Origin of the sequence: Roseateles amylovorans, assembly GCF_025398155.2 — a bacterium.
In the GTDB taxonomy this organism is placed as follows: Bacteria; Pseudomonadota; Gammaproteobacteria; order Burkholderiales; family Burkholderiaceae_C; genus Roseateles; species Roseateles amylovorans.
Map to the genome: position 1 here is coordinate 176,787 of NZ_CP104562.2, position 22,469 is coordinate 199,255.

Below are 22,469 nucleotides of genomic sequence, written 5' to 3' on the forward strand. Positions count from 1 at the left end.
GAGACCCCGGACCGGGCCCCGTGACCGGGACCTCAGTGGTCTCGGTGGCGTCATTGACGGCGTGGGTGAACTTTAAAAATCGCCGCCAAATAGGGCAATTCGAATAGCTTAAGTTCCGTGATAGCGAAAAACTACTCCCCAAAAGACGTAGAAACGTACCCGTCTGTGGAGTGGGGGGGTCAGGCCTTGTCGGCGACCCGGGACTCGGTCCCGCCCCCCTCGGGCTGGCAACAAGCCACTTGCCCGCGACCCGCCAGACGTGAAAAAGCCGCCTCGAGGGCGGCTGTTCGGGGTGTGAGTCGGTGAACTCGTCGAGGCCCCGGGGAAGGGCGGCGCGCTCGGGCGCCTGCGTCGACCGCTCAGGCGTTGCGGCGTTGGCGGCGGCGGCTCCAGCCCACCGCCAGCAGACCCAGGCCGGCGAGCGCATAGGTGCCGGGTTCCGGCACCGCATTGGCCTGGATGAAGTCGCGATGAATGCTGATCGGCACGAAGCCGTTGAATTCGCCGAAGGTGACGTTCAGGTCGTCGTCGAGGTCGCCGAAGCCAGAGCCGAAGGTCAGGCCGAACGAGTTGACGCTGGCCAGCTTGCCGCCGACGAAGCCCGGACCGCCCGAATCGCCGCCGGCAATCGACACCTCGTCCAGACCCAGTCCGGTGTTGCAGTACTTGCTGGTGCCGGCCAGGCCGAAGCCTTCCACCGCAACCCGGCAGCTGGCGTCGTTGGCGGCCAAACCGTTGTCGAAGTCGGACAGGTAGGTGTATTCGATCTGCGCGGCGGGCTCGCCGAGCACGTCATCCCACAGGCCGCCGAAGTCTTCGTCGCCGAGCCGGAAGTCGTAGCGGTTGTCGCCTTGGCGCAGGCGGCCGGTGCCCAGGTTGTCACCGACATTGCCACCGGCGTCCGAACGGGCGCCGTAGCCGGCGACGTTGAAGTCGACGCCGGTCAGGTCATCGCCGCCGTACAGGTCGTAGGACTTCACCGACCAGTCCACCAGGCGATCCAGCGTCAGCACCGCGATGTCGTTCTGATCGATCACCTGGCCGGTGTAGGCCGAGTTCACCGCATAGTTGGTGACCTGGTAGGCGAAGCTGGGCTGGTTGTAGGTGATGTTCTCCGGATCGGTGCCGGTATAGAAATACACCGTGGTGCTCAGTGGCCGCGCGGACGTGCCGTCACTGACGCAATGGCCGGCGGTCACGATCGACTTCTGGTTGCCCAGCAGTGTGCCGGAGCAGATGAACTGGTTGCCCGCGCCGTAGTCCATGATCAGCGTGGCCACGCCGCTGTATTGCGAGCGCGGGGCCAGGTAGCGGGGATCCCCGCCGGCCACGCCGGTGGCGGTCGAGTTGACCCCCACGATGGTGCTGGAGGCGGTCCAGTCCAGACCCGCGTACGAGCCGGAGACGGTGGACGGCGCGGCCTGCACGCCGGTGGCGGCCAGCAGGGCGGCCGCGGTCAAGGCGGAAAGAGTCAGCTTCACGGATGCTCCTTTTGCTGCGAGACACAGGCCAATCGGCCGGAATCGGGCTGCCAGCGGCAGACGAGCCACCGTGGCAAAGGGGATCAGGCTATCCGTGCGGATTGCGAGCAATATTCACGCAATCCCTGAGCATCCCCTTGTTTCAGGGGGGTGAAGCCATGTGAAGCGACCTGAAACCGGGTGCCCCGGCGTGCGCCGAGGGGCGCAGATCAAGGATCAGGACAGCAAGGTCACGCGATCCAGCTTGCAGGCGTAGACCGCATTGCGCAGCGCCGCCACGGCTTCATAGCGGGTGAAGGTGCGGCGCCAGGCCAGCACCACCCGTCGGGTGGGGGCTGGGGCCTCGAACGGGATGTAGCGCAGGTGATCCTGGACCTGCGCCGGCACGCTCAGCGCCGGCACCACGGTCACGCCCATGCCGGACGCCACCATGTGCTTGATGGTTTCCAGCGAACTGCCCTCGAAGCTTTTGCGGATGCCTTCCGCGTCGGTCGAGAAGCGGGCGAATTCCGGGCAGACCTCCAGCACATGGTCCCGGAAGCAGTGGCCGTTGCCCAGCAGCAGCATGGTCTCGGCCTTGAGTTCCTCGGCGGAGATGCTGCTGCGCTTGGCCAGCGGATGGACGGCCGGGACGGCCACCACGAAGGGTTCGTCATACAGCGGGGCGACCGCCAGGCCGGCGTCGGGGAAGGGCTCGGCCATGATGGCGCAGTCCAGCTCGCCAGTGCGCAGCATGTCCAGCAGCTTCTGGGTGAAGTTCTCCTGCAGCATCAGCGGCATGCGCGGATAGTGCTCGATGCAATGCTTCACCAGCTCCGGCAGCAGATACGGGCCGATGGTGTAGATGATGCCCAGCCGCAGCGCGCCGTCCAGCGGGTCCTTGCCGCGCTTGGCGATGTCCTTGATGGCGCTGGCCTGTTCGATCACCGATTGCGCCTGGCGCACGATGTCCTCGCCCAGCGGCGTCATGCTCACTTCGTTGGCGCCGCGTTCGAAGATCTTGACATCCAGCTCCTCTTCCAGTTTCTTGATGGCCACGGATAGCGTGGGCTGGGAAACGAAGCAGGCCTCGGCGGCGCGGCCGAAGTGGCGCTCGCGGGCAACGGCGACGATATAGCGCAGTTCGGTCAGGGTCATGGGGGGGCATTGTCCTCAGAATGGGTCTCCCTGACACGGCCCGGTACACTGCCGGCCCACCCAAGCGACCCACCTACCCGGGGGAGACGCATGACCACTGACAGAAAACCCATCACCTTGCAGCGGCTGCTCGACATGCATGCCGCCGGCGACAAGATCGCCATGCTGACCTGCTATGACGCGGCCTTCGCGCATCTGCTGGATGAGGCCGGCGTGGACGCGCTGCTCATCGGTGATTCGCTGGGCAATGTGCTGCAGGGCCAGGACACCACGGTGCCGGTGCGCCTGGACGAGATGGTCTATCACACGCGCTGCGTCGCCCGGGCGCGTCGGCATGCCTGGATCGTGGCCGACCTGCCCTTTGGCACCTACCACGCGTCGGTGCAGGAAGCCTGGCATTCGGCGATGCAACTGGTGCAGGCCGGTGCCCACATGGTGAAGCTTGAAGGCGGCGGCTGGACGGCCGACGCGGTGCGCTTCCTGACCGAGCGCGGCATCCCCGTCTGTGCCCACCTGGGCCTGACGCCGCAGACGGTGACCGCGCTGAGCGGCTTCAAGGTCCAGGGCCGTGACGAGCAGGGCGCCGCCCAGCTCAAGGCCCATGCCCGCGAGCTGGTGGAGGCTGGTGCGCAGATGCTGGTGCTGGAGATGGTGCCCGCCGCCTTGGCCGGGGAGCTGACCGCATCGCTCGGCATTCCGGTGATCGGCATCGGCGCGGGGGCGGCCTGCTCTGGCCAGGTGCTGGTGCTGCATGACATGCTGGATGTGACGCCGGGCCGCCGGCCGCGCTTCGTGCGCAACTTCATGCTGGGCGCGTCGTCCATCCAGGACGCGGTGCGTCGCTATGTGGCCGATGTGAAGTCCGGCGCCTTCCCCGAAGCCGCCCACAGCTACTGATCCCTGGCGATCGCGACTTGATTTGTTGAACGACTGAATTTCCTGGCGAAGCGAGCATGCAGATCCATCACGACATCGCCGGCCTGCGGGCCGCCCTGGCAGGCGGCCGCACCGTCGCCCTGGTGCCCACCATGGGCAACCTCCATGACGGGCATCTGGCGCTGGTGCGCCAGGCCCGCGAGGCGGTGGGGCCGGACGGCCTGGTGGTCGCCTCCATCTTCGTGAACCGCCTGCAGTTCGCGCCGCACGAGGACTTCGATCGCTATCCCCGCACCCTGGCGCGCGACGCCGAACTGTTGGCCGGCGCCGGTTGCGACCTCGTCTTCGCCCCGGACGAGGCGGAGATGTACCCGGAGCCGCAAGGCTACAAGGTGCATCCGCCCGCCGAGCTGGCGGACATCCTGGAAGGACATTTCCGCCCCGGCTTCTTCATCGGCGTGTGCACCGTGGTGGCCAAGCTGTTCAACATCGTCCAGCCGGACGTGGCGGTGTTCGGGAAGAAGGACTACCAGCAGCTGATGGTGATCCGCCGGATGGTGGCCCAGATGGCGCTGCCGATCCGCATCCTGGCCGGTGAGACCGCCCGCAGCGACGCCGGCCTGGCGCTGTCGTCGCGCAACGGCTACCTCAGCGCTGAGCAGAAGGAACAGGCGCTGTTGCTGTCGCGCACGCTGAAGACGCTCATCGCGCGTTGGCAGGCGGGCGAGCGGGACACCGACCGTCTGGAAGCCGAGGCCATGCAGACGCTGCGCCTGGCCGGCTGGGAGCCCGACTATCTGACACTGCGGCGCCAGCATGACCTCGGTCCGGCGCGGGACGGCGAGCCACTGGTGGCCTTGGCGGCTGCGAAGTTGGGCGCGACCCGGCTGATCGACAACATCGAGGCCTAACCACGCACGCCTTCGCGACGCATCCCCCGGATGGCGAGGTGGATGCCCTGCCACAGGGTGAGGCGGCGGCCGGTGCCTGGGAAAACCCTCGATCACCGGTGCGGGCGACGCACGAAAGGGTTCGCATGTGTCAATGCGGACACGATACTGCGGGCTTCTTCGCCAACAGCGATACCCGCCCTGTCTGCCATGTCTTCTTCGATGATCCTGAAGCGCCGTGTCCTGGCGCTGGCCGCTGCCGTCGGCGGCGCCTTGTTGATGACCGCCTGCGGTGGCGGTGGTGACACCCCCGGCGCGCCCACCCCGGTGCCCAACCCCAAGCCCACCGCGCCGACGACCACCTGCAGCGCCGCCGGCATCGCCGCGTCCACCAACAGCGCCCTGCCGCGCACGGTGTGCATGCTGACCAGCAACGGCGAGATCGTGATCGAGCTCGATCCCGCCAAGGCGCCGATCACCGTCGCCAATTTCCTGAAGTACGTCAACGCCAAGTACTACGACAACACCATCTTCCACCGCGTGGTGCCCGGCTTCGTGGCGCAGGGCGGCGGCTACACCAGCGGTGAAGTGCCCAAGACCGGCGGCGGTTCGCCGATCAAGCTGGAGACCAACGTCGGTCTGACCAATGCGCGCGGCACGATCGCCATGGCGCGCACCCCTGTGGCCGATTCGGCGGTCACCGAGTTCTATTTCAACTCGGTGGACAACAACGTGCCGGGCAGCTCGACCAACCTGGACTATGTCAGTGCCAACCAGCCCGGCTATGCGGTGTTCGGCCGCATCATCTCGGGACTGGGCACGCTGGATGCGATCAATGCCGAGAAGCAGCTCGGCACGGGGGGCCTTGACCGGCCCGCCACCGAGGTGGTGCTGTACTGGGCCATCCAGCTGAAGTAGGCGCGGCCTGCGCCATGGTCGGCCCGCCGCCTCGTGCGGCCGGCGCCGCGCCACTGAGCTTCGCATCGAACGAAAAAACAAAGGGCCCTCGGGCCCTTTGGTCGTTCTGGCGTGCTGCCCGCTGACGGTGTTGCGGGGTGCGAGGACAGACGCCCCGCCGAGTGGATTGAAGCGCCAGCGGCAGCGAACCTGGTCCTTGCCGCCTGCCGCCTGCCGCCTGCCGCCTGCCGCCTGCCGCGGTCCGCCGGCGCGTCAGGCGTGGCGGACCGCGATGCCTTACTTCGCGAAGCTGCCGTCGTTGCGGGAGGCCGAGCCGCCCGCAGCGCAGGAAGTGATCTCCCGGTTGCCGCTGCCGGTGGACTGATTGGCTTCCCACACCGCCGAGCTGCCGTTCCACTTCACGTACTTGTACTGCGTGGCGGTGTTGGCCGGCAGGACCACCGTGCCGGACCAGGTGGCCGACGCGCCCGAGCCCTGGATGGTCAGCGGGAAGCCGCGGCTGGGCGTCCAGCTGCCCAAGGCGGTCTGGTTGCCCACCACATAGACGCCCTGGCCCATGGTGGTGCCAGCATTGGCCACGCTGAAGGTCAGCGCGCAGGTGCTGGCGACACGCTGACCGGTGTAGATGGCCACGGCCGGCACGGTGCTGCCGCCGTCTGCGGGGATGGTGATCGTGGCGTTGCCGGCGGCGTCCACTGTCACGGTGTCCGCTGCGCAGGCCGTGCCTGCCGCATTCGCCACGCCGTGCACCACGTTGCAGTAGGTGCCGGCCGGCAGGCCGGTGGCGAAGCTGCGGGTCCAGGCTTTGGTCGTGTTGTTCAGCGCGACGAAGCCCACCTTGCCGCGGCTGAAGGCAATCTGGTTGGCGGTGCCGGTGACCCAGTTCTGCAGGGCCTGACCGCGTGCGGCGGAGCGGAACTTCACCATCGCCGCCAGATGCGGCCAGCGGTGGATGAAGTCCCAGTTCACATTCACCTGGGCCACGCCGTTCACATAGGGGCTCGCGCTCGGCTTGCCCTGGTCCTTGTTGGTGAAGCGGTAGCCCGAGTGCAGTTGGGCCTCGCCGTAGCCTTGCGCCAGCATGAACAGGTTGGCCAGGTCGTAGCGGTGCGAGCCCTGGGTGTCGTTGGTCGTGCCGGTGAAGTTGCTGGCGTTCAGCGAGGTGCCTTCGCGCTCGCTGTCCCAGTTGTTGACGAACACCGTGGCCTGCGAGGGCTGCAGGAAGCCCCAGGTGCCGCCCCAGTTGTTCCAGGTGCCCATGGCGGTCGGGATCGAGGCCGGTGTCGCGCCGTTGAGGTTGCGGAACGCTTCCTTCATCAGGTAGACGTAGCGGTACTCATTGAGCGTGCCGTTGACCAGGTAGTCGTTGCGCGCGACTTCGGCGTCCGGAATGATCTCCTGGGTCACCCAGATCGGCTCGCCCATCTGCGTCGTCGGCCGGGAGGCCTTCAACGTGGAGAGGATCGCGTTGAGCGCGGACGCGGGCTGGTGCTTGGCCGCATCGATGCGGAAGCCGTCGATGCCCATGTCCACCAGCGTGCGCAGGTAATTCACGATCTGGCCCTGCACATAGCTGCTCTCGGTGCGCAGGTCGGGCATGCCGCTGAGTCGGCAGTTCTGGACGTTGGCGCGGCCGGAGGCGGTCTCGTAGTCCGCCGGCTGGATGGTGCAGTTGCTGTGGAAGTCGTTGGCGCTGAAGTAGGGATAGCTCAGGTTGGCGGCGCTCCAGGACGAGCCGTCCGAGGCCAACCCCGCTGTGGCGCTGGAATCGCCGGCCAACTGGTTGACCACGACATCGGCATACACGCGCACGCCGGCGGCGTGGCAGGTGGAGATCATGTTGCGCAGTTCGGCCTCGGTGCCGAAGGTGCTCTTGAAGCTCACATAGTTCACCGGCTGATACACACCCCACCAGGCATTGGTGACCTTGGAGGCGCTCGGCGGCGAAATTTGAATGGCGCCGTAGCCATTGGGGCCCAGCGACTGGGTGCACTCATAGGCCAGGTCATTCCATTTCCACTGGAACATCTGGACCGAGGTGTCGTTCGGATTCAGTGCCCAGGCGGAGCCACCCAGGCCCAGTCCAAGCCCGAGCCCCAGCAGCCAGGACGCGGCCTGCAGGCGCCGGCGCGGGGTGTGGCCCGGTCGCACGAGGCCCTGTGGGGCGGGAGACTGGGATCGCTGGCGCTGCGGGAATGTCATTGTGGGTCGTGGCTGACGCGGTGACACCGGCGCTGACCGAATGCCAGCGCGGCGCCCGCCGCATGAAAGGCACCACCTTACGAGGACCCGGCGTAATGAGCTGTTATCAAGCGCTCAGGTCGGTATCTGCGCCGATCGCGTCCCTACGCGTTGCCATCCGCACCGATGTGAGCGGATGGTGCCCGCGTGCGACTGGCGGAAGGGGGCGCCGGCGTGGTGCACCCGCCCGTGCCGGCGCGCGGAGCGCTGACCGCCGCCTTCACTCGAACGATCGCTGGGCCGGCTCGCCCGCGCCCGAGCGGCCGAACGGGTGAGGGGGCGGCGCAGGCGCGGTCTCAGGCCATCAAGCCTTGAGGTACTCGGTCTTGTGACCGAGCCAGCGCTCCACCTGCAACTGCGCCGCGCGCGGGTGCTGATCCAGCAGTCGGGGCGCGAGGGCCCGGGCGGCGCTGAGCAGCGGCGCGTCTTCTTGCAGGTCGGCGAAACGAAGCAGTTGTGCGCCGCTCTGCCGGGCGCCCATGAATTCGCCGGGACCGCGGATGTCGAGGTCGCGCCGGGCGATCTCGAAGCCGTCGGTGGTTTCCGCCATCGCCCGCAGCCGCGACTTGCCGGTGTCGGACAGCGGTCCCGTGTAGATCAGCACGCACACGCTGGCCACCGATCCGCGCCCGACCCGCCCCCGCAGCTGATGCAGCTGCGACAGGCCGAAACGCTCCGCATGCTCGATCACCATCAGGCTGGCATTGGGCACGTCCACGCCCACTTCGATCACCGTGGTGGCGACCAGCACGCTCATCTGACCGCCGCTGAACAGCGACATCACCGCCGCCTTTTCCGCCGTCGGCATGCGGCCATGCAGCAGGCCCACGCTCTGGCCGGGCAGTGCGGCGCCCAGCTCGGCATGGGTCTCGGTGGCGTTCTTCAGGTCCAGCGCCTCCGACTCCTCGATGAGCGGACAGACCCAGTACACCTGACGGCCGTCGGCCACGGCGGCGGCAATCTTCTCGATCACCTCGTCGCGGCGGCTGTCGGCAAAGACGCGGGTGACGATGGGGCTGCGGCCCGGCGGCAGTTCGTCGATGGTGGAAACATCCAGGTCGGCGAAGTAGGTCATCGCCAGCGTTCGCGGAATCGGTGTGGCGCTCATCATCAGCAGATGGGGCTCCATCGGGCGGCCGTCGTCGTCCGGCACGCCGTCGGCCAGCTTGCGGCGCAGCGCCAGGCGCTGGGCCACGCCGAAGCGATGCTGCTCATCGATGATGGCCAGTCCCAGCCGGGCAAACCGGACCTTGTCCTCGATCACCGCATGGGTGCCGACGATCAGCTTCGCCTCGCCCGAGGCGGCGGCGTCCAGCATCTTCTGACGGGCCTTGCCCTTCACGCTGCCGGTGATCCAGGCCACCTGCACGCCCAGCGGCTCCAGCCAGCCGATCAGCTTGCGAAAGTGCTGCTCGGCCAGGATCTCGGTGGGCGCCATCAGCGCGCATTGCCAGCCGGCGTCCATCGCCACCGCCGCTGCCAGCGCGGCCACCACCGTCTTGCCGGAGCCCACATCGCCTTGCAGCAGACGGTGCATCGGTTGCGGCCGCGCCAAATTGCCGGCGATCTCTTCGGCCACCCGCTGCTGCGCGCCGGTAAGCGCGAAGGGCAGGGCAGCCAGCAACTGCTCATGCAGGCCGCCGGGACGTCCCCGCATCACCGGCGCCCGCAGTTCGGCCCGCTCGCGCTGGGCGCGCTGCTGGCTGAGCTGCTGGGCCAGCAGCTCCTCGAACTTCAGCCGCTGCCACGCGGGATGGGTGTGGTCCTCCAGCGTTGACAGCCCGGCCGAGGGCGGCGGGTGGTGCAGGAAGTTCAGTGTCTCCCGCAGCGACGGCAGACCCTTGGGGACCAGCCCGGCCGGCAACACCTCCTCCAGCGGCGCACGCTTGAGCGCGGAGGCGATCGCCTTGCGCAGGTAAGCCTGCGGCAACTGGGCGCTGGTGGGATAGACCGGCGTCAGCGAGGTGGCCAGCGGGGTGTCCTCACCGACCTGGCGGAAGCTGGGATGCACCATCTCCCGCCCGAAGAAACCGACGCGGATCTCGCCGCGCACCCGCGCCCGGGCCCCGACCGCCAAGGTCTTCTGATGCGACGGATAGAAGTGAAGGAAGCGCAGCAGCAGCTGAGCGCCGTGATCGTCGCGCAGCTTGACCAGCAACTGTCGCCGACCGCGCACCTCGATGCGGCTCTCGATGACCTCGCCTTCGCACTGCAGCGTGTCGCCATCGCGGGCCTGGTCCAGCGGCGTCAGGCGGGTCTCGTCCTCATAGCGCAGCGGCAGATGCAAGGCCAGGTCGATGTCGCGGACCAGACCCAGCTTCTCCATCGCCTTTTGAGGCGCGGACTTGGCCGGCGCGACCGCCTTGGGCGGCGGCGCCGGCGGCGAGGGCGGTGGCGGCGGAAGGGTACTGGCCTCGGGCATCTGCGGCATCTGGGAACAGGAGGCGGATTTTGCCTGGGATCCCACGGCGCGCTCTCGAGAGGCGGCGGGCTGTCGGCCCATTCGCAGTCTCGGCCTCCCGCATTTCGCTCCATCCGGCTGCACCTCGACCAAGCGATCGTTGAACTGCGTGTGTTGACGGCATGCGTGGACGGCGTGGTTATGGCGGCCGCGCCGGCAGCGTGGTGGAGCCGGTTCCCGCGACGGCACATCGCTTGTGACCGATTGCCGCAATTCGCTGTGTGCAGGCGGCCGCGTCCCCGAATTCGGGCGGCGCAGGCCCGAAGGCCGCGCTACGCTGGATCCACTGCCACTTCCCCGGCGCCACGCCGTTGCCCCCATGACCAGCCGAAGGGCCTGTCTGATGAGCTTGGCCGCTGCGGCATGGCCCGCAAGGGCATTGCCCGTCACCGGCGCCGCCGTGACCACGCCGGCGCCCACGCCTGCACCCACGCCGTCGAGGTCCACCGTGGCCGTCCCGGACGGCGCGCCGGTTCGTCTGGTCGCCACCGAATTCCCGCCCTACACCGGCACGGCCTTGCCGGGCGGCGGCATCGCCTGCGAGATCACCCGCGCGGCGCTGCGTCAGGCCGGGCTGTCGATGACCTTGCAGTTCCGACCCTGGGCCCGGGCGCTGCTGGAGTTCCAACGGGGCGAGCATGACGGCGTGATCGGCGCCTGGCGGTCGCCGGAGCGCGAGCGCACCATGTGGTTCCCGGCGCCGCTGGGCATCGTGAACCAGATCGGCTTCATGGCCCGGGCGGAGGCCCGCCATCGGGTGGATGACCTCGACCGGCTCGGCGGCCTGCGCATCGGCACCGTCAATGGCTATGCCAACCCGGAGCGCTTCGATCGGGCGCGGCTGCGGGTGGAGCCGGCGGTCGACGATCTGGCCAATCTGCGCAAGCTGCTGGCCCGACGCATCGATCTGGCCCTGATCGACAAAGGCGTGGCCGCCCACCTGATCGACACCCAATTGCGCGAGGCCGCCGGACGGCTGGTCTGGCTGGACCCGGTGATCACCGAGTTTCCGCTCTACACCGTCTTCTCGCGCGGGCGTGCCGAAGGGGACCGCTTCGCCGCCGCGCTGACCCGCGGCATCGGCGAGATGCAGGGCAGCGGCCGGCTCGCCGAACTGGTCCGCCGCGGGGCGCGCTGGCAGTAAGGACTCGCCGATCGTTCCGCTGGGCGGTCGCTCGCCCGCCCGTTGCCGTCGTCGCGTCGGAGGGTTCACACGGCATGCCCTGAACCTCTGAGGGCGATGTCCCTGGACCGTTGCGAGCGCCGGTGCCCGCCCGGGAGCGCCTGGGATCGCATGGGAGAATTCGCGCCGACGCGGTCCTGTCGCGTCGGTCGCGCTTCTCTTTGCGTCGTCGATCTCCGTCTTCCTATTGGCACGGGCCTCGTCAGGCCCTCAACTGGCAGGGTCCGCCGCGCGGCCCTGGTCTTGCGCATGTCCCGATCCTTCACCGTGAGCGATTTCGATTTCGCTCTCCCTCCCGAGCTGATTGCCCAGCATCCCGCCGCCGAGCGCAGCGCCTCGCGATTGCTGGATGGACGCCAGCATCCGCCGGTGGACCGTGTGTTCCGGGAGCTGCCCGATCTGCTGAATCCCGGAGACCTGCTGGTGTTCAACAACACCAAGGTCATCAAGGCCCGCCTGTATGGCGCCAAGGCCAGCGGCGGCGCGGTGGAAGCGCTGGTGGAACGGGTGCTGCCGGGTACCCGCGAAGTCTGGGCTCACATGCGCGCCAGCAAAAGCCCCAAGCCAGGCGCCGTGGTGCGCTTCGCCGAGGCCTTCGATGCCGAGGTGCTGGGCCGCTGCGGCCCGGACAACGGGCTGTTCCATCTGCGCCTGTCCGGCGACCCGTTCGAGCTGCTGGAGCGCCACGGCCATGTGCCGCTGCCGCCCTACATCGACCATGGCGACTCTGCGGATGACGTGCGTCGCTACCAGACGGTTTTTGCCCGGGAACCCGGCGCGGTCGCCGCCCCGACGGCCGCGCTTCACTTCGACGAAGCGCTGCTGGCCCGCCTGGCCGAGCGCGGCATTGGCACGGCGCATGTCACCTTGCATGTGGGCGCCGGCACCTTCCAGCCAGTACGGGTGGACGCGCTGGCCGACCACAAGATGCACAGCGAGTGGTTCCAGGTGACCCCGGAGACGGTTGACGCCATTGCCCGCTGCCGTGCGGGGGGCGGGCGCATCACCGCGGTCGGCACCACCACGCTGCGGGCCCTGGAGTCCGCCGCCCTGGGCGGGACACTGGCGGCGGGTGAGCGGGAGACCGACATCTTCATCACGCCGGGCTTCGACTTCCGCGTCGTCGATCGCTTGGTCACCAACTTCCACCTGCCCAAGAGCACGCTGATGATGCTGGTCTCGGCCTTCGCCGGTTATGAGCCGATCATGGCGCTCTACCGGCATGCGATCGAACAGCGCTATCGCTTCTTCAGCTACGGCGACGCGATGTTGCTGGATCGCCGGACCTGACAGGCCGAGGCGGCCCCCGCGCGCCGATGAGCGAATCGGCGCGCTGCGGACGGAAGGGAACTGACAACAGGCAACAGGCCGGGAGGCCGGCGCAAGGCAGTCCGTCGCTCGAAGTGCCGCTGTGACAGCCGGTCACAGGTTGCCCAATCCTGGGGCGGCGCACTGCGTTCGTGCCCCTCAAACGGTCGGTCGAGACCGATTCGGGGCGATGTTCGCGCAGATTTCAAGCCGACCCCCGTGCACACGGGGGCGAAAAAGTCGCACGCATTGGGGACAATTCACGCATCAGCCGGCGTGTCTCTTGCTTTCAAGCGGTCACGCACGCAGCGCCCAGTCCGGGCGAGGCGGCCCAGGCCAGAAATCAATTCCAAGAACCCCTCGGGAGTTTCATGAAGCTGCTTGCTCGTACCTCGATTGCCGCTGCGGCACTGCTGATCAGCGGCGTCGCCGCCGCCGGCACCATCGCCGGCCTGGTGAACACTGGCGCCGGTCTGGCGGCGGGTAGCACCGACACCCACTACACCTACTCGGTGTCGGGCGGCGACTACACCGGCCTGAGCGGCTCGGGCGTGGTCAGCAACAGCAATGTGGATCCGTTCCCGAGCTGGCTTGCCAACACCGCGTCGTCGTCCTGGCTGATCCCCACGGCTGACCAGTCGATCAACTACAGCAGCAGCGAAAGCAGCACCTTCACCTGGTCGCTGAATTTCGACCTGACCGGCTATGACCTGAGCTCCGCGTCCATCACCGGCCGCTGGGCGTCGGACAACAGCGGTGTGCTGCTGCTCAACGGCACCGTCATCTCGACGATCCTGGGCAACGGCTACAACACCTGGACCAACTTCAGCGGGATCAACAGCGCGCTGACCACCGGCAAGAACACCCTGAGCTTTGTCGTGACCGACGACGCCAGCGCCACCTACAACTACACCGGTCTGCGGGTGGAGTTCGCCAGCGCCACCGCCAACCTCGGCACGCCGCTGGTCACCCCGGCCGTTCCCGAGCCGGAAAGCTACGCGATGATGCTGGCGGGTCTGGCCGCGCTGGGCTTCCTGGCCCGTCGTCGCCGCGACTGAGAGGCCACTCTCCGGACCCGGACGGTCAGCCGTCCCGGTCAGGCCGCATGAAAAAAGCCGCTGGGTCTCAGCGGCTTTTTTTCGTCTGGATGCGAGGTGAATGGCCGCTGAGCGACCGCTGAGCGGCAGGGGGACCGCACATGGACTGCCGCCGGCTTGCCGGACTCACCCCGGTGTCGGCCAGCGATCGTCAGGTCCAGGCACCGGGGGGAGGTCGACCCGACCTGACCCAACTTGACCCGAATGAACCCGAGTCGGCCCAAGTTGCGCCCAGCCTCGGAACCTCGAGCGGCTTACTCCTCGCCGGCGGTCAGCAGCGGGATCGAGCCGGCCGAATTCGCGCCCAGCAGACCGGTGCGGGTGTAGACGCCCAGCTTCTCGCGGGTGTCGGCGATGTCCAGGTTGCGCATGGTCAGCTGACCGATGCGGTCTGCCGGCGTGAAGGCGGCGTCCTCCACCTTCTCCATCGACAGGCGCTCCGGCGCATAGGTCAGATTCGGGCTGACCGTGTCCAGCAGCGTGTAGTCGTTGCCGCGGCGCAGCTCCAGGGTCACCTCGCCGGTGATGGCGCGCGCGACCCAGCGTTGCGCGGTCTCGCGCAGCATCAGGCACTGCGGATCGAACCAGCGACCCTGATAGAGCAGGCGGCCGAGCTTCATGCCGTTCATCCGGTACTGCTCGATCGTGTCCTCGTTGTGGATGCCGGTCACCAGGCGCTCATAGGCGATGTGCAGCAGCGCCATGCCGGGCGCTTCATAGATGCCGCGGCTCTTGGCTTCGATGATGCGGTTCTCGATCTGGTCGCACATGCCCAGGCCGTGGCGTCCGCCGATGCGGTTGGCTTCCATGAACAGCTCGACCGAATTGGCGAACGCCTGGCCGTTCAGCGCCACCGGCACGCCGTCCTCGAACCGCACCGACACCGTCTCCGCCTTGATCGCGACGTCTTCCTTCCAGAAGGCCACGCCCATGATCGGGTTGACGATGTTCATGCCGTGGTTGAGGAACTCCAGATCCTTGGCCTCGTGGGTGGCGCCCAGCATGTTGGAGTCGGTCGAATACGCCTTCTCCACGCTCATCTTGTAGTCGAAGCCGTTGGCGATGAGATATTCGCTCATCTCCTTGCGGCCGCCGAGCTCGTCGATGAAGGTCTGGTCCAGCCAGGGCTTGTAGATCTTCAGCGCCGGGTTGGCCAGCAGGCCGTAGCGGTAGAAGCGCTCGATGTCGTTGCCCTTGTAGGTCGAGCCATCGCCCCAGATGTTGACGCCGTCGTCGCGCATCGCCACCACCAGCGCGGTGCCGGTCACGGCGCGACCCAGCGGGGTGGTGTTGAAGTAGGTGGCGCCGCCGCTCTTGATGTGGAAGGCACCGCACTGGATGGCGGCAATGCCTTCGGCCACCAGTTGGGCGCGGCAATCGATCAGCCGAGCGATCTCGGCGCCGTAGGCCTTGGCTTTGCGGGGGATCTCTTCGTAATCGCTTTCATCGGGCTGGCCGAGGTTGGCGGTGTAGGCGCAGGGAATGGCGCCTTTGGCGCGCATCCAGTGCACCGCGGCGCTGGTGTCCAGGCCGCCGGAGAAGGCGATGCCGACGCGCTCGCCGGCGGGAATCTTTTGGAGGATGGTTGCGGCCACGGGCAGGTCTCGCGCGGTAGTGGGGGAAATTGCCCGCGATTCTAGGGTGCGCAGGCCGGGGAGGCTTCGCGGATGGGCGAGCCCGGGTCCGCCCTCCCGCCGCCCGGCCTTGGTTCGCCCCGACCGCGGCCCCTGGCATCGCCCCCCCACCAGGGCACTTGCGCCCCTCCATTCCCGGCGTGGCGGCGCGACGCGGGAGGGCCTTCCGTTGACGTGCATCAAAAATCCGCAGGAAGACTGACGACTCACCGGCAGTCTGTTTTCGTCAGCACGTTCAGGCCATCTGCTGACTTGTCTCCGACTGCGAGGCCGGGTCGAACCTGCAACTCCAAGGCGGCTGGATGCCGTGCATCGGGCTGCGCGCATGTTCGCCTGCCACCGCCGGCGTAATTTATTCGGGATGACAGGTGAAATCGCCTCCGAGCCAGATGCCATCGGCCTTCCCGCCATGCGTCCTATATTGATTCACATCGGGGTCAGTCCTTGCCACCCCGCTGACCGGACCGCATGGAATCCTCCCCTTCAACGCCGTGGATGCAGCCCATCTCCGCCACCTCGCCCAGTGGCGAAGAGCTGGATTACGACACCGACTTCCTGGCGCTGATGCAACTGGCGCAAGGTCGTCCGGAGTCGCAGTTCGCCGCGGCCGAGCCGCCGCGCTGGGCGCAGGTCCAGCCGTTGGTGACGTCGCTGATGACGCGTAGCCATGACTTGCGTCTGGCGCTGCTCTGGGCACGCAGCGGCACCGCGTTGAGCGGCCTGCCGGCCTTGGCGCCTGCGCTGGGGCTGATGTCGCACTGGCTCTCCCACGAATGGGAGACGGTGCACCCGCGTCTGGATGAGGGCGATCCGTTGAGACGGCTGAGCGTGCTGTCCGAGCTCAACAGCCTGCAGGGCCTGCGCGGCGAGCTCCGCGCCGCCCCGTTGTCCACCGACAAGCGACTGGGCGGCCTGCGTGCACGGGATGTCGAGGTGGCGCTGGGGCATGCCGAGGCCCTCCCCGGCGAGCCCGCGAGCCCCCTGTCCCAGGTGCGCGGCCTTCTGTCTGGCGTGCCCGAGCTCCGGCGCTCATTGGCCAGCGCTGCGGCGGATGCGCGCGTCGCGCTGCGGCAACTGACTCAGACCGTGTCGTCAAAGGTCCCGCCTGCGCTGCTGAGCGACCGACCTGACGACGGGGCGCTGGAGGCGTTGCTGAGCGATCTGCTGGGCGTTCTGTCGGAGGCCCCAGTTGACGGCCGACCCCCCCAACCCGACAGCGACGGAGATGCGTCAGCGCAGCGCATGCCGATGGACGGCGCCACGAGCGTCGCATCGGATTCCCTGATGTCTGGCCATACGGGCGGTTGGAATGGAGATCGCGCAATGCCGCGCATGGGCACGACGAACCTGCCTCAGCTCCCGCCCCGAAGCCGCCAGGACGTGCTTCAGACCCTGCGCCTGCTGCGGGCCTACCTGGAGGAGGCCGAACCGGGCAACCCGGCGCAGTGGCTGTTGCGTCGTGCGGAGGACCTCATGGACAAGACCTTCGTGCAACTGATCGAGGAGCTGGCGCCCGATTCGCTGCACGCCGTGACCCGGGTCCTCGGCGCCGTGCCGACGTCCGACACGCAGGGTGAGGCATCCGGATGAGCACCCTGATCCCTGATCCCGCAGGCCCGCTCGCGTCGACCCGAACCAGTCCTCGCTACCGCTGCGGGCATCGGCCACCGGCCACACCCGCCCGGCCACAAGTGCTTGGTGCGGTCGCCTGACTTGTCACTCGTTCAATTCCTGGAGTTCTCGTGGACAGCAGTCAAAAATTCATCGCCCGCAATCGCACCCCTCGGGTGCAGATCGAGTACGACGTCGAACTCTATGGCGCCCAACGGAAGGTGCAACTGCCCTTCGTGATCGGCGTGCTGGCGGATCTGGCCGGGCCATCGGCCTCACCGCCGCCACTGGAAAACCGCCGGTTCCTGGACATCGACATCGACAACTTCGATGCCCGCATGAAAGCGCTGCAGCCGCAGGTGACGCTGCGGGTGCCCAACACGCTCAGCGGTGAGGGTGAACTGGCCGTCGCGCTGACCTTTGAGGCCATGAGCGATTTCTCACCGGCCGCCATTGCCACTCAGGTGCCCGCGCTGGGACAACGGCTGGATGCCCGACAGCAACTGGCCAACCTGTCCACCTACATCGACGGTAAGCATGAGGCTGAACAGCTGCTGAGCCGCCTGTTGGCCGATCCGTCCTCACTGCGCCAACTCGCCGCCGACGCCCCCGACGGCGCACCCAGCGTCGACGCCCCAAGCGCCAGTGCACCGCCGCCCGCGGACCCTCCGCCGGCCGCCGACAACTTCACCACCCTGTTGCGTCAATCCTTCAAGCCCACCTCCGAAGAGGCGTTTGATCAGATGACGCGTGCCGTGCAGGCGATGGCCCGGGCGGCCCTCGGCGACCCTGCCCGGATCCGGCCCGACTGCATGGCCACGCTGGAGGCGCTGATTGCCTCGATCGACGCCCAGCTGTCGCGGCAGATCAACGGCATCCTGCACCACCCGGACTATCAGCGCCTGGAGGCCTCCTGGCGCGGCCTGCACTACCTGGTCTTCCATACCGAGACCGACGAGCAACTCAAGATCCGTGTGCTGCCGCTGTCGCAGCAGGAGCTGGGCCGCACCTTGCGTCGGTACAAGGGGGTCAGCTGGGACCAGTCGCCCCTCTTCAAGAAGATCTATGAAGAGGAATACGGCCAGTTCGGCGGGGAACCCTACGGCCTTCTGGTGGGGGACTACCACTTCGATCATTCACCCCCGCATGTGGAAATCCTCACCGAGATGAGCCGGATCGCCGCCGCGGCGCATGTGCCCTTCATCGCCGGCGCGTCGCCCACGGTGATGCAGATGGAGTCCTGGCGCGAACTTGCCAATCCGCGCAATCTCACCAAGATCTTCACCACGCCGGAATACGCCAGCTGGCGGGCGCTGCGCGCGAGCGAGGATGCGCGCTACCTGGCGCTGGCCATGCCCCGGTTCCTGGCGAGGCCGCCCTACGGTGCCAAGACGCTGCCGGTGGAGGCCTTCGATTTCGAGGAGGACCTGGGTGCCCCCGACCCCGACCGCTACACCTGGTGCAACGCCGCCTATGCGATGGGTACGAACATTGCGCGGTCCTTCAAGCGGTACGGCTGGTGTTCGCGGATCCGGGGCGTCGAATCCGGCGGCGCGATGGACGACCTGCCCCATCACGCCTTCCCGACTGACGATGGCGGTGTGGACCTGAAATGTCCGACCGAGATCGCCATCTCCGACCGTCGGGAGGCCGAGCTGTCGCAGAACGGCTTCATGGCGCTGATCCACCGAAAGAACTCGGACTTCGCCGCGTTCATCGGCGCACAGTCGCTGCAGCAACCGCTGGCCTATGACGATCCCGATGCCACCGCCAATGCGGCCTTGGCCGCACGGCTGCCCTACCTCTTCGCCTGCTGCCGCTTTGCCCATTACCTGAAATGCATGGTGCGCGACAAGGTCGGGTCATTCAAGTCCCGCGAGGCGATGCAGCGCTGGCTGAACGACTGGATCCTGGCCTATGTCGACGGCGATCCGGCCAACAGCACCGAGCAGACCAAGGCCGAGCGACCGTTGGCCGCCGCCGAGATCACGATCGAGGAGGTCGAAGGGGCGCCCGGTTACTACAGCTCGAAATTCCATCTGAAACCGCACTACCAGTTGGAGGGGCTGACGGTCTCGCTGCGGCTGGTGTCGCGGCTGCCGTCCGAGAAGCAGTGAGCACCCGCGATGACGGCCCGCAGTGACGACCGGCGGCGACCACACGCAGTAACGACACGCAGTAACGCCAAGCGGTGGTGGCTTGCAGTGATGACCAGCACTGACCCAGGCACTGACCGACATGTTGACGAGAGCCGCCGGCAGGACGCAGTGACCGCGCCGGCGCACGCATTCCACGATTGATCCGCTGAGGAGACCGGCCCATGCCAGGCAACGCATTCATCAAGTTCGAGAAGACCGATGGCGGCACAGCCGCGGGCGAGTCCCAGCAGCCCGGGCACCTGGGCTCCGCCGGTTGGATCGAGATCGCGGACTGGAGCTGGGAGGCCAGCGCCGATGCGAGCCATCTGAAGGGCACCGGCTCGGCCGTGGGCAAGCCCTCCGCGGGTGCGCTCAGCTTCTCCCACTACTACGACAAATCCTCACCGCTGCTGATGCAGTTCATCGTCCGGGGCACGCATTTCAAGACCGCCACCATCGACATGCTCAAGCAGACCGGGGCAGACCAACCCACCCTGTTCTTCCAGATCAGTTTCAAGGACGTGTTCATCACCAAGGTGTCGAACAAGGGCGGCGAGGACGGCAGCGTCTCGCAGGATGTGGAGTTCGTCTTCAAGCAGATGGCGCTGGGCTACAAGCGGCAGAACAACGATGGCTCGCTGGCGGCGGCGCAGTTCTTCCGCTGGAACATTGCCGAGATGACCCAGGACACGCCGGAGCTGCGACTGTCGATTCAATGATTCGGGCCTTGCGCCAACGAAGGAGTTTCCATGCCCGGCAATAGCTTCATCAATTTCGGCAAGAACGACGTGCCCATCGGCGAGTCGATGCAGAAGGGCCACCACGGTCAGGACGGCTGGATCGAGATCAGTGACTGGAGCTTCGACATCGAAGCCGATCACAGCGAAACCCGTGGCGGCGGTGCGGCGGTCGGCAAGGCCTTGCCGGGCTCGTTGTCGATCTCCCACTATGTCGACTCGTCCTCGGCGGCCTTGCTGTCGAAGATGGTGGCGGGTCGGCACTTTCCACTGATCACCATCGAGATGCTCAAGGCCACCGGTGCGGATGCCGGCCCGCAGACCTTCTTCCAGGTCAAGGTGGCCGAGGCATTCGTCACCAAGGTGGCCACCAAGGGTGGCGAGGACGGGACGATGTCGCAGGACGTCGAGTTCGTCTTCAAGGAGGTGTTCGTCGGCTACAAGCCGCAGAACGACGCGGGCAAGCTGGACGCTGCGCTGGGCTTCGAATGGAGCGTGCGTGAGAACCGCATCGGGTCGTCGATCTCCGACAAGCTCCGCTGACCGTCATGGCGTCCTCACTGGTGCAACTGCAGCTGTCGATCGATGGCCGCCCGGTGGTCGGCGAGAGCCAGCTCGCGGGCCATGAGGGGCACATCGAGATCCGCGCGGTGGAGTGGTCGGTCGCCACGGCCTCCCTGGATCAGGCCGATGCGCCCACCGGCTCGGCCAACTTCGGCGCGCTGCGCCTGCGCAAGTCGTTTGACCGCAGCAGCCTGCCGTTGTCGGCGGCGCTGGCCCGCGGCGCGCGCGTGGATCGCGCACGGCTGTGGGTGCTGGACGGCCATTCCGGTGCCGGACCCGGTGCCTTCGCCGCTGGGGCGTCGCCGCAGGACCGAAGCGCCGCCGGTGGGTCCGGCGATGACGACTTCTGGCGCGCCGTGTTGCTCATCGACATGAGCGGGGCACGGCTGACTCGACTCAGCACCGACACCGATGGCAACCAGGGATGGGTGCATCTGTCCGAGCACTGGGAGCTGTCCGGATTCGCGCGGGTCGAACTGCAGTATTTCCCGCTGTCGGAAAGCGGCCAGCCCCTGCCTGCCACGTCGGTGACGCTGCATGCGAGGACCGGGTCATGATGAGCGTCCAACCGGCGAGCAGGCCGGCGAGCAGTCCTGCGGCAGGCCCGGCTCCGGCACTGGTGCGCCACTATCTGTCCCTGACCGCGCCCGATGGCCGCCTGCTGGCGGGGGACTCCGTGGTGGCGGGTCTGCGCGACTGGATTGAGCTGCAGGCCTGCGAGTGGTCGCAGCAGGTCGAGCCCGCCCTGCCGGAAGCGGCGGCGCTGCCCTCCGCGTTTCGCCTTTTCAAGCGCATGGATCGCGCCAGCACCGCCTTGCTCGGTGCGCTGACGCGTCAGCTGCGGTTGAAGGCGGTGATCCGGGTGGAAGGTGCTGCGGCTGCGCATTACCCGCTCACGTTGCGGCTGCATGACGCGCGACTGATCGACTACCAGGTGACGATCAGCCAGGACGGCTCGTCCGCAGCCATCCAGGAGCTGCTGTCGCTCGACTTCTCCCGGCTGGAGATGGACTATCGCTGGGAAGACGGCAAAACGACCTCGGTGCAGCTTCAGAGGCCGCCGGGCGCGTCGCTGCGGGCGGCCGACGGTCGGCGGGCTGCCGGCGTGCAGGCGGCCACCGCCATGGCGGTCGGCCTTTCATTTCCATCGGCGCGATCGTCATCGCCATCGTCACTGTCCGGAGCCGCGTCACCACAGGCGCTCACGGCCGAGTTGCTCTCCGATGTGATGGCCCACCTGGCGACCAGCCAGGTGGGTGACCGCGCGGCAGCCAGCGCTGACCGCGCCGCTTGGCGGCTGACCGACGGGCCGGTCACGGTGCAGCCGCTCGAGCAGCTCTGGGCATCCTGGCGGAGGTCGGCCGAATGACCCAGACTGCCGCCTCCGTGATGACGGGCGATCTTCCCCGGGACTGGCGAGCCCCGTCACTGCTGGACCGCCTGTTCCCCGACCTGGAGGGCGCCGCTGCAGATCCTGCGCATGGGAGTCGGCACGGGCCGCTGCACCAAGGCATGGGCGACCGCGGTGCCCAGGCCGGCGCTCGGACCACAGCCCGGGGCGCGACCCAGGGCGAGGTCCATGGCCATGTCCACATCGAGGCCGTCGTCGGGGCCGGGGCCTTGGCTTGGGCCGAAGGCGAAGCCGGCCGACCCTTCGATTCCTTTCTCAGCCCTGTGGCACGAAGCCCGCTTCCGGATCACGACGACCCTCGCCAGGCGCTTCGGCGTGCCGTCCTGCGCCATGTCGATTGGCTCTTCAACACGATCCGACCGGAGCCGGGCAGCTTGGCCGCGAGCGAGCCCGTCGGGCACGCGCCGGATCGCGTCGCCCTGCCATGGCGCGACCTGCCGCATGTCCAGCGTTCGGTCCTGAACTACGGCATTCCGGCCTTCACCGGGCGCCTGCTGACCGCGCTGGACTCGCGCGAGCTCGAACGGTCGCTCGAAGAGGCCTTGCGACGATTCGAACCGCGTCTGCGGCCCGAGTCGATCCGCATCACCGTGGCATCCGGTGCCGAGGCCACAACGGGCGTGCCGGGCGCGATGCCTGCGGCCGACCGTGCCGCTCCCCAGGTGCGGGTGTTCATTCGTGCCGAGCTGTGGGACCGATCCCGGCCCCAGATGCTGACCCTGGCGGCGGACATGGATGTCGACACCGGCCGCACCCGCGTGCTGGACCTGGGAGGCTGAGGC

18 protein-coding genes and 1 pseudogene are annotated in these 22,469 nt (G+C 67.8%); 14 read left to right on the forward strand and 5 right to left on the reverse strand.

All coding sequences use genetic code 11. The features are described from left to right. Positions 1–359: 359 nt before the first annotated feature. Both N4261_RS00770 and N4261_RS00775 read right to left on the reverse strand, forming a co-directional pair. Entirely contained in the window at positions 360–1,481 is a 1,122-nt protein-coding gene (locus N4261_RS00770; RefSeq protein WP_261758315.1) for a trypsin-like serine protease, read from the reverse strand. A gap of 216 nt (positions 1,482–1,697) precedes the next feature. Then, positions 1,698–2,618: a hydrogen peroxide-inducible genes activator gene (locus N4261_RS00775; RefSeq protein ID WP_261758316.1), complete on the reverse strand. Its 921-nt coding sequence runs from the start codon at positions 2,616–2,618 to the stop codon at positions 1,698–1,700. A gap of 90 nt (positions 2,619–2,708) precedes the next feature. On the opposite strand from N4261_RS00775, the gene panB reads away from it, so the two are divergent. From panB to N4261_RS00790, 3 genes are all read left to right on the forward strand, one after another. Then, on the forward strand, positions 2,709–3,515 hold the full coding sequence (gene panB / locus N4261_RS00780) for a 3-methyl-2-oxobutanoate hydroxymethyltransferase (protein WP_261758317.1): 807 nt from the start codon (positions 2,709–2,711) through the stop codon (positions 3,513–3,515). 56 nt (positions 3,516–3,571) lie between these two features. After that, positions 3,572–4,405, forward strand: a complete 834-nt coding sequence (panC, locus tag N4261_RS00785) for a pantoate--beta-alanine ligase (RefSeq protein WP_261758318.1) — start codon at positions 3,572–3,574, stop codon at positions 4,403–4,405. Between the two features lie 189 nt (positions 4,406–4,594). Beyond that, positions 4,595–5,302 (forward strand): peptidylprolyl isomerase, encoded by a 708-nt coding sequence (locus N4261_RS00790; protein WP_261758320.1) that lies wholly within the window; start codon positions 4,595–4,597, stop codon positions 5,300–5,302. A 276-nt stretch (positions 5,303–5,578) separates the two neighbouring features. On the opposite strand, the gene N4261_RS00795 is transcribed toward N4261_RS00790, so the two are convergent. Together N4261_RS00795 and recG are read right to left on the reverse strand one after the other, a co-directional pair. Next, positions 5,579–7,453, reverse strand: coding sequence for a carbohydrate-binding module family 20 domain-containing protein (locus tag N4261_RS00795; RefSeq protein WP_261758321.1), 1,875 nt, complete (start codon positions 7,451–7,453; stop codon positions 5,579–5,581). A 394-nt stretch (positions 7,454–7,847) separates the two neighbouring features. Beyond that, entirely contained in the window at positions 7,848–9,974 is a 2,127-nt protein-coding gene (recG, locus tag N4261_RS00800; RefSeq protein ID WP_435531989.1) for an ATP-dependent DNA helicase RecG, read from the reverse strand. A 349-nt stretch (positions 9,975–10,323) separates the two neighbouring features. Between recG and N4261_RS00805 the strand changes: the two genes are divergently transcribed. The 3 genes from N4261_RS00805 to N4261_RS00815 all read left to right on the forward strand — a co-directional run bounded on the left by N4261_RS00805 (position 10,324) and on the right by N4261_RS00815 (position 13,553). Beyond that, positions 10,324–11,148 carry a substrate-binding periplasmic protein gene (locus tag N4261_RS00805; RefSeq protein WP_261758322.1) on the forward strand — a complete coding sequence of 275 codons (825 nt, stop codon included), beginning with the start codon at positions 10,324–10,326 and terminating at the stop codon, positions 11,146–11,148. Positions 11,149–11,436: 288 nt separating this feature from the next. Further along, positions 11,437–12,477: a tRNA preQ1(34) S-adenosylmethionine ribosyltransferase-isomerase QueA gene (gene queA / locus N4261_RS00810; protein ID WP_261758323.1), complete on the forward strand. Its 1,041-nt coding sequence runs from the start codon at positions 11,437–11,439 to the stop codon at positions 12,475–12,477. A gap of 389 nt (positions 12,478–12,866) precedes the next feature. Continuing rightward, positions 12,867–13,553, forward strand: coding sequence for a PEP-CTERM sorting domain-containing protein (locus N4261_RS00815; protein ID WP_261758324.1), 687 nt, complete (start codon positions 12,867–12,869; stop codon positions 13,551–13,553). A 293-nt stretch (positions 13,554–13,846) separates the two neighbouring features. Here the strand turns inward: N4261_RS00815 and argG are convergent, their stop codons facing one another. Then, entirely contained in the window at positions 13,847–15,187 is a 1,341-nt protein-coding gene (gene argG / locus N4261_RS00820) for an argininosuccinate synthase (RefSeq protein ID WP_261758325.1), read from the reverse strand. 507 nt (positions 15,188–15,694) lie between these two features. Here argG and N4261_RS00825 point away from each other — a divergent pair. The 8 genes and pseudogenes from N4261_RS00825 (at position 15,695) to N4261_RS00860 (ending at position 22,466) form a co-directional block, all read left to right on the forward strand. Continuing rightward, positions 15,695–16,816, forward strand: coding sequence for a type VI secretion system protein TssA (locus N4261_RS00825; protein ID WP_261758326.1), 1,122 nt, complete (start codon positions 15,695–15,697; stop codon positions 16,814–16,816). Between the two features lie 152 nt (positions 16,817–16,968). Further along, a pseudogene (tssB, locus tag N4261_RS26195) lies at positions 16,969–17,433 on the forward strand (type VI secretion system contractile sheath small subunit); the annotation flags it as partial. Further along, complete coding sequence (gene tssC / locus N4261_RS00835; RefSeq protein ID WP_435532095.1) at positions 17,422–18,954, forward strand: type VI secretion system contractile sheath large subunit; 1,533 nt, start codon at positions 17,422–17,424, stop codon at positions 18,952–18,954. The pseudogene tssB and the gene tssC, both read left to right, overlap by 12 nt. A gap of 203 nt (positions 18,955–19,157) precedes the next feature. Continuing rightward, the gene (locus N4261_RS00840; protein WP_261758327.1) at positions 19,158–19,694 is read left to right on the forward strand and encodes an Hcp family type VI secretion system effector; all 537 of its coding nucleotides are present in this window, start codon (positions 19,158–19,160) and stop codon (positions 19,692–19,694) included. 30 nt (positions 19,695–19,724) lie between these two features. Continuing rightward, positions 19,725–20,255 carry an Hcp family type VI secretion system effector gene (locus N4261_RS00845; protein ID WP_261758328.1) on the forward strand — a complete coding sequence of 177 codons (531 nt, stop codon included), beginning with the start codon at positions 19,725–19,727 and terminating at the stop codon, positions 20,253–20,255. Between the two features lie 5 nt (positions 20,256–20,260). Beyond that, positions 20,261–20,833: a type VI secretion system tube protein Hcp gene (locus N4261_RS00850; RefSeq protein ID WP_261758330.1), complete on the forward strand. Its 573-nt coding sequence runs from the start codon at positions 20,261–20,263 to the stop codon at positions 20,831–20,833. Beyond that, on the forward strand, positions 20,830–21,645 hold the full coding sequence (locus N4261_RS00855; protein ID WP_261758332.1) for a type VI secretion system tube protein Hcp: 816 nt from the start codon (positions 20,830–20,832) through the stop codon (positions 21,643–21,645). Before N4261_RS00850 ends, N4261_RS00855 begins: the two co-directional genes overlap by 4 nt. Further along, positions 21,642–22,466, forward strand: a complete 825-nt coding sequence (locus N4261_RS00860) for a type VI secretion system baseplate subunit TssE (RefSeq protein ID WP_261758334.1) — start codon at positions 21,642–21,644, stop codon at positions 22,464–22,466. The genes N4261_RS00855 and N4261_RS00860 overlap by 4 nt, the downstream gene beginning before the upstream one ends. Positions 22,467–22,469 lie beyond the last annotated feature (3 nt).